At 47.3% G+C, this 4857-nt stretch carries 4 protein-coding genes; all 4 read left to right on the forward strand.

From position 1 onward, the window contains the following. Positions 1-334 precede the first annotated feature (334 nt). The 4 genes from AC2VLY_RS17230 to AC2VLY_RS17245 are packed head-to-tail and all read left to right on the forward strand — an operon-like array spanning position 335 to position 4701. Positions 335-1510 (forward strand): EAL domain-containing protein, encoded by a 1176-nt coding sequence (locus AC2VLY_RS17230; protein ID WP_486922720.1) that lies wholly within the window; start codon positions 335-337, stop codon positions 1508-1510. Continuing rightward, positions 1488-1709: an Arc family DNA-binding protein gene (locus tag AC2VLY_RS17235; RefSeq protein WP_193651607.1), complete on the forward strand. Its 222-nt coding sequence runs from the start codon at positions 1488-1490 to the stop codon at positions 1707-1709. Before AC2VLY_RS17230 ends, AC2VLY_RS17235 begins: the two co-directional genes overlap by 23 nt. A 14-nt stretch (positions 1710-1723) precedes the next feature. Continuing rightward, complete coding sequence (locus AC2VLY_RS17240) at positions 1724-3703, forward strand: tetratricopeptide repeat protein (protein ID WP_486922722.1); 1980 nt, start codon at positions 1724-1726, stop codon at positions 3701-3703. 17 nt (positions 3704-3720) lie between these two features. Then, the gene (locus AC2VLY_RS17245; protein ID WP_486892804.1) at positions 3721-4701 is read left to right on the forward strand and encodes a PAS domain-containing protein; all 981 of its coding nucleotides are present in this window, start codon (positions 3721-3723) and stop codon (positions 4699-4701) included. The last annotated feature ends 156 nt before the right edge of the window (positions 4702-4857 follow it).

Here is a 4857-nt window from a genome sequence, read left to right on the forward strand (position 1 = left end):
GTAACTCAATGTAAATTTATAAGTAACGTTATTTTCAGTATGCGTTACCTTTTAAGAAACGTTATTTATTTTATTCTTTCAGCTTTGAATATATGAACTTGTGTTATGTTTGCATAGCAACTAAGGTATGAAGGTGTACATAATAATTTAGCTGAGAGAATGAGCAGGTATTCCCTAAATTACCGGACAGGCCATTGCAACATGAACCACAGCATGCCATTTCATCTTAAGCATCCTAGAATGTCTCATCTCATATTGGCTTGCCTTCTTTCCCCGGAATGCATCCTGACTGCTACCATAATTATTGTTATTCTGCACACAGTAGGGTTTTTCCATGTCTGGTGAGAAGATTGTCCCCATCCCTAGCCAGCCGGCCCAATCATCACCGGGCAGATTTTCCATGCTTCAAGAGAGAAATAACCATTATCAACCAGTAGCAAGGCCGAATATTCTTGTTTTATACCAACCCATCATTGATTTAAAAAAAGGAAAAGTCGTTCGTGTCGAAGCATTGGTGCGCTTCGAGGCTGATGATCAACTCATTTCACCAGACAAGGTATTACCTTATCTACAACCAGAAGAAATCATCCAAATCAATTTTGCCGTTCTGAAACAGGCAGCTCATGATTTAAGCCTGTGGCAGAAGCAAGGACTGAATTTTAAAGTCAGCGTAAATGTGGAAATATTTCAACTGGAAAACCCAGAATTTGCACAATCTGTTTTACGCATTTTGGATCGGGAGAACATCGCTCCGCAACATATCGCCCTCGAAATTCTCGAAGGCAGTAACCTGGAAATTTCAGGCCAGATGATCGACCAGATCAATATGCTCCGACAAAAAAATATGACTTTTTCTCTGGACGATGTTGGATCAGCCTATTCCGGACTGGCACGTATAAAAAATCTGCCCATAGATACTCTGAAACTCGATGGCATATTTGTTCGCGACCTATACCGGAAACCCCAGGATCTCAACTTCATCCAAGCGCTTTCTGCACTGAGTCGCTCCCTGGGGAAAAACCTCATCGTTGAAGGCGTGGAAGATGCCACCATCCTGAACGCATTGCGTAGGCTTGACGTTACCCTGATCCAGGGCTATGTATTTTCCAGGCCAATCACTGCACAAGAAATCCCTCAATTTATCTGCAATCTACAAATCCCGTCATACCAAAACATCCTGAAACCCAACGACTGGATTGGTGCTTATGCAGAAATCCTTCACGAGCGGGAACGACTGACGGCCATGATTCGTCATGCACCCGATATGCTGGATCGTCAAAACATTAAAAAATTGCCTAATAAAATCATCGAACCTTGCGTATTGATGTCTCCCAAAACATATCATCTTTATTGTCAACAAATGGCACTTATATCTCAGGCTGCGGCGTACCCAGATAATTTATTCAACGATGACACCATTGAACGCATAGAACAGGGATACCGAATTCTGCTAATGGAAATCGAAAAACAGATCTACGAGGCGAACCATGATCAGCTTAGAATTAAATAAAATTCCTGAGGAACTGTATCAGTGCCTCGTCAAAAATGCGGAATTACATCAGCGCAGTTTAAATTCCGAAATCCTGGATTGCCTGGCCATACAGATGTTTCAATCGAACATCAAAAACAGGAGCAATCAGGTCAGCATCAGAAATCTCCTCAGCGCAGAAGAGTTAAAGGCACTGCTTTCGACTGAAGATGATCGCTAGACGAGCCGAATCATATGTATTTTAACGATGATAGTTCCATCAAATTCATGTACGTCAACAACCTTCGCGCAGTGATGATGGGTCTGCTGCGGTCTTATGCAGATGCACAATATAACCAGCCAGAACAAATCGCGTACATACAAAAACACAGAAGAAATCTGCAGGATCTGCAGGAATTTTTCCCGACACATGAGGCATTTTTAACCGATCGACTGACCCCAATCTGGAATGAAGCCGTAAGCGATCTCTGTCGTGAATCAAAAAGCCTGACACCCCTTGCGCACCTGATCAATCAGCCATGGGAGCTCGCAGTTATTCTTTCTTCATGGATACCTTCCTGGTGCCTTGTTCAGCAGGTTCTTGGCCGGCCCCTTGCCTTTGGCCAGCAACTTTCCAATGAAGAAGCACAGCTTAGAGACATCATTGAAGCAGATCCGGAACATGCTCAGGCATTTTGTAACCTTGCGGTGCTTTATCTTAATGACGGCAAACTCGATGATTCTCAAAAACTCTTTGAAAAATCTCTTACTCTTTCCCCCAATGCGCCTGATACCCTATTGAATTATGCTGTACTCCTCAGCCAGAACGGAGATTTTCGGACTGCAGAAGAACTGCTGCGTCGGGCTCTAAGCATACAGCCAGATTACGTTGTCGCCTGGTCCAATCTGGGCTACGTACTCAGCGAACTCGAACGCTTTGATGAAGCAGAGCAGGCATTACGCCAGGCTTTAACCATCAATCCAGACTACCCGGTAGCATTGCTCAACATTACCGTACCATTACAAAAACGTGGTGCATTTGCGGAATCTGAAAAACTGCTTCGCCATCTCCTGACCCTGGAACCAGGACATATTGATGCTGCCTTGAATCTGTTCGTTTGCCTGTTCAGTCAGCGACGCGGTACTGATGCTGAAAACGTACTCCGTCAGATCATATCCAATCAGCCTGATTGTGCAGAAGCCATGAGCAAGCTTGGAATTTATCTTTTTCAGCAGGACAATTTTACCGAAGCGGAAGAATGGCTCAAAAAAGCCTACGAAATATCTGGAGAATCCCCCGAGTCTGCATTTGATTTGTCCACTTTCCTGCTGCTTCGTGGTCACTACCGTGAAGGCTTCAGGCTTTATGAAAGCCGTTTCAGGGTAAAATACAACAACAATCCTCAACGCTTCGCCCAAACGGCATGGGATGGCAGCGGCCTGGACGGAAAAACCATTCTCGTTCATGCCGAACAGGGATTTGGTGACATACTCCAGTGTGCCCGCTATCTGCCCCTTATCCGGCAGCGTGGTGGACGGGTTATTCTGGAAACCCGCTCTGAATTATACCGCCTGTTTGCCCAATCCAAATTGGCCGACTTATTGTTCATTGAGGGTGATCCGCTTCCTGAATTTGATACCTACATTCCTTTCATGAGCCTGCCTCATGTGTTCAGAACAGATGTAGACAGCATCCCGCAAAATATGCCCTATCTCTCTGTAGGCAGTGAACTGGATACTGAATGGGGAAAACATATTTCGGAAATTTCCGGTTTTCGGGTCGGTTTGGTCTGGGCTGGCAACCCTCTCCACAAAAACGATGATGCCCGTTCGATCTCTTTAGAACAATTGACGCCGCTTGGCTCGCTGCCAGGAGTCCAAATCATTTCGCTACAGAAAGGCTCTGGCGAAGCTCAGATACCACATAGCCCCTTTCCAATGTACACCCTCGGTGACCGTATTCAGGATTTTGCAGATACAGCGGCCATCCTCAATCATCTTGATCTTTTGGTTTGCGTGGACACATCGATTGCACATCTTGCAGGAGCAATGAATGTCAGGACCTGCCTACTGCTCGCTAAATCTCCTGACTGGCGTTGGCTGCTTGATCGCAGCGACAGCCCCTGGTATCCAAGCCTGCGCTTATTTCGCCAGCAGCAATCCGAATCATGGGAAAGCGTCATTGATGAAGTTGCACAATACATATTGAAGTTTATGCAACAACCGCCACATTGAACTTGGAGTGGTGAATAATGTCCCGTCCTTCCGACGACCTGCCCCCCAACTCTAACCTGCTGCAAAGGATCTTGGCGCGCCTGTTTCAGAACATCAACAAACCCGATCCTCATTCCCGTCTCGCCCAATATTTCGCCCTTAACAAGGCGGTTGGACAGTTGATTGCGCATACCAATCTGGAATCTGCCCTGCTGGAATCCCTGTGTACACTGGCCGTACAAAACACCTCAGTCGCCTTGGCCTGGGTCTGCCATTTCGAAGACGACGGCAGCTTAAGCACCCTGGCCGATGCGGGAGACACGGCCTATCTGGACAGTTTTGTGGAACGGCAAATGGGCCTACCTGCCGATGAAGGTCCCCTGCTTCGGGTTTGGCGCGAGCAGTCTCCCCTCTTTAATGAACCTTTTACATCTGGCGCTCTGCGCCATGTCTGGCTACAAAACATCCGCCCTTACCAATTAAGCTCCATAGCCATACTCCCCATCCACCGTGATCATAAACCCTGGGCCTTGCTGGTCCTGTATGACCGGGATCCGCAAGCTTTTCCGCGCGACTGCCAGATAGTTCTGGAAAGCATTGCCCGCCAGGTCAGTGAAGCGTTGGAAGACTGGGTGAATATCCTCCGGGAACGTAAGCAGCGCGAACAGCAGATGTTGCTGGGGGCCACTCTGGGGGCAGCCGATGAAGGCGTCATGCTGATCGATGCCCACCATCGGGTGCTCTATGCGAACCCCAGTTTTACCCGCATGACCGGATACACCCTGGCGGAAATTGCCCAACAGGGACTGCATCAATTACTGGGTCCCCTGACTGAAACTGCGGTACTCCAGAGAATCGACGCAGCACTGAGTAGTGACGGATTTTTCAATGAAATCATTCTTGGTTATCGTCGTGATGGGCAGACATTCTGGAATCAACTGAACATCATCCCCACCCATAATTACATAGAAAAAACGACCCATTACCTATGTATTCAGCGCGTCGTAGCAGACGGCTAATCCTTCTTCCTGGCGATGATCAGCTTGAGATCAAAGCTACTCCCGTACCTTTTGTTACATTAGCGTGTATAGATAGTGAGACGTGAGCCCGGCTGAATGTCGCTGGCAGAGGCCAGGTGGTTCCATTGGATGAGCGACTTGGGTTGCACATGGTAC

The organism is Acidithiobacillus sp. TH-A36, assembly GCF_057473445.1.